This is a genomic window from Corallococcus sicarius (genome assembly GCF_003611735.1).
Classification (GTDB): Bacteria; Myxococcota; Myxococcia; order Myxococcales; family Myxococcaceae; genus Corallococcus; species Corallococcus sicarius.
Genome location: NZ_RAWG01000572.1, coordinates 1 through 2,459, shown reverse-complemented (window position 1 = coordinate 2,459; position 2,459 = coordinate 1). Strand labels below are relative to the sequence as shown.

At 71.4% G+C, this 2,459-nt stretch carries 4 protein-coding genes; all 4 read right to left on the bottom strand.

Going from position 1 to position 2,459, the window contains the following annotated elements:
* Positions 1–1,084 (bottom strand): peptidase MA family metallohydrolase (locus D7X12_RS40815; protein WP_244225082.1); only part of this gene is annotated, 1,084 nt, incomplete at its 3' end.
* Positions 1,085–1,092: 8 nt separating this feature from the next.
* On the bottom strand, positions 1,093–1,392 hold the full coding sequence (locus D7X12_RS40810) for a DUF167 domain-containing protein (RefSeq protein WP_120630496.1): 300 nt from the start codon (positions 1,390–1,392) through the stop codon (positions 1,093–1,095).
* A 4-nt stretch (positions 1,393–1,396) separates the two neighbouring features.
* The gene (locus D7X12_RS40805) at positions 1,397–1,924 is read right to left on the bottom strand and encodes a DivIVA domain-containing protein (protein WP_120630495.1); all 528 of its coding nucleotides are present in this window, start codon (positions 1,922–1,924) and stop codon (positions 1,397–1,399) included.
* Positions 1,925–2,021: 97 nt separating this feature from the next.
* Positions 2,022–2,459 (bottom strand): HEAT repeat domain-containing protein (locus D7X12_RS40800; RefSeq protein ID WP_244225080.1); only part of this gene is annotated, 438 nt, incomplete at its 5' end.

Genomic DNA, 2,459 nt, shown 5'->3' with positions numbered 1-2,459 from the left:
GCGTGGGGGTGGCGCCGGGCCACTCCGGCCAGGTGAGGGCGGAGGGCAGCGGCTCGGAGCCGTCCGGGGACACGGGGCCTGCGGCGCGGGCCGCGGCGAGCAGGCGCAGCGCCGCGTCCTCGGCGGCGTCCTCCGCGGCAAGCTCGGTCATCTTCGCGGACTTCTGCCACATCCGGCGCGCGAAGGCCGCGATGCACAGCGCGGACGCGGCGAGCCACAGCAGCGCGGAGCTGGTGGTGAGCGGCAGCCAGCCGTACCGGGCCGCGAGCCCCTCGCGCCAGTCCTGCTCCTCCAGCAGCAGCGACGTGCGGAAGGCCTTGCCGAAGGCCTGCTCGAAGGGTTCTCCCGCGCGCACGCCGTCCACCAGCCGGCCCATGGCCTGGGCGCCGTGCTTCCCGGTGAGGAAGGCCACGAACGCGGCGCTCTGCGCATAGGCAATCTCCACGTCCGAGGGCAGGTCCGGCCACTCGTCGGACAGGTCCTCGAAGTGGAAGACGCGCTCCTGCGTGACGGCGCGGAAGAGGGCGGAGTAGTGGGCGACGGAGTAGCGCTCTTCGGTGAGGTTCTGCGCCACGCCCTCCTGGAACCAGCGCGGCCACTGCTTCGCGAGCTGTCCCAGCGCCACGTGCGCCAGCTCATGTCGCAGCGTCGTGGGGCCCTCCGTGCCGTTCAGGCTGAGCGCATCCAGGAGGATGATCTGATGCCCGGGGTAGGCGAGCGCCACCGCCCAGCCGGGGGGCTTGCCACCGGGGAGGGCCAGGGCTTCGAACTCCTCGCGGCCCACGCCCAGGCGGATCTCCGTGGTGCCCGGCCAGTCGCGCCCGAGCATCGCGCCGAAGTTGTCGCGCACGCCTTCAATCTGCTGGGCCAGCGCCCGGGCCGCGCCCGCCGCCCTCGCCGTGTGGACGATGACGAAGCGCTTCGTGCGCAGCTCCCCGGTCGCCAGCGCGGGCCGGGCGTGGGGCACCAGCGCGGTGTCGGTGACGACGGCCTCCTGGCTGTGGATGCCGCGCGGACCCTCCTCCTGCGCGAACACCGGGGGCGAGGCCAGCAGCATCATCAGGACGGCGAACAGGCGGAGCATGCGTGGCCTCACGGTCCACCAGAGATAACAGCCTCGACCGCCGCCGCATCAACCCCCTGCACCTTCAATCGCTTACGGCGCGACGTGTCACCCGCCGTGAGGGCCACCTGCCGGCGCGGGACACCCAGCTTTCTGGCGATGAATTCCACCAGGGCGGCATTCGCTTCGCCGTCCACGGGGGGGGCCGCGAGTTGAATCTTGAGCTGGCCGTCGTGTTCCCCCACCACCTTCGTGCGGGACGCGCGCGGCTGGACGAGCACCGTCAGCTCCACCCCATCCGGTAAGGCTTTGAGCCAGGGGGCGGGCACGGGGCTAGTCGTTGGAGTGGGCCTTCTTCTGCGTCAGGAACGCGACGTTGTCCTCGACGCGCGCGTAGTCGCGGTCCGCGAACGAGGGCGCGGCGAACGTCTCCAGCAGCTTGCGGTGGGCCTCCACCACGGAGCGCACCTGCGACTCGAACTGGGTGCGCTGGCGCTTGAGCTCGTTGATGTCTTCCACCACCTGCACCAGCCGCTGGTGCGCACCGTGGACGATCTTCTCCGCCTGGTGCTCCGCGTCCGCGATGATGATCTCCGCTTCCTTCTTCGCGGCGTCCTTCAGGTCCTCGCTGATGCGCTGCGCGGTGACCATCGTCTCCTGGAGGGTGCGCTCCCGCTCCTGGTGTTGCTCGAGTTTGTTCTGCGTGCGCTTGAGCTCCTCCTTGAGCGCGATGTTCTCCTTCACCACCTCTTCGAACTCACCGGCGATGAGCTCCAGGTACGCGCTCACTTCGGGACGCGCGTAGCCGCGCATCGCCGTCTCGAAGCGCTTCTGCCGGATGTCGAGCGGGGTGATCTTCATGCGCGCCAGTCTAACCCATACACGCGCGCACTCCAGGAATCGGCCCCGGCTCCCAGCTCGGGGTGGGCACCCGGCGAGCAGGCAGGCAGGCGTCTCTTCAGGGCGTCGTTGTCGCGGCAGCGTCCCACTGCGACACCACGGAGCGCGCGGCGTTCTGCACCGCGTAGCCCATGCGGCTGTCGGCGGCCACGTCCTGCGCGGCACGGCGCGCGGTGGGGGTGCGCTGGTAGAGCAGCCCCCCCAGCGCCTGGATCTTCAGCGTGTCCGGCAGGCGCGGGTGCCGCACGATGTTGCCCAGAATCTCTTCCGCGCGGCGGTGCTGGAAGAGCGCCACCGCGCGCAGCGCCGCCTGCTGGATGCGCGGGTTGGGATCCCAGATGAACGCGGCCAGCGGGTCCAGGGCGCGCGGGTCGCCCAGCAGCGCCAGATCCTCGATGGCGAGCGCGCGGATCTCCTCCGGCGCCGGCTCCGAGGCCCACAGCAGGCCCCGCAGGAGGGCCACGTCGGGCGTGCTCACGTCCGCGGGGGCCGGGGA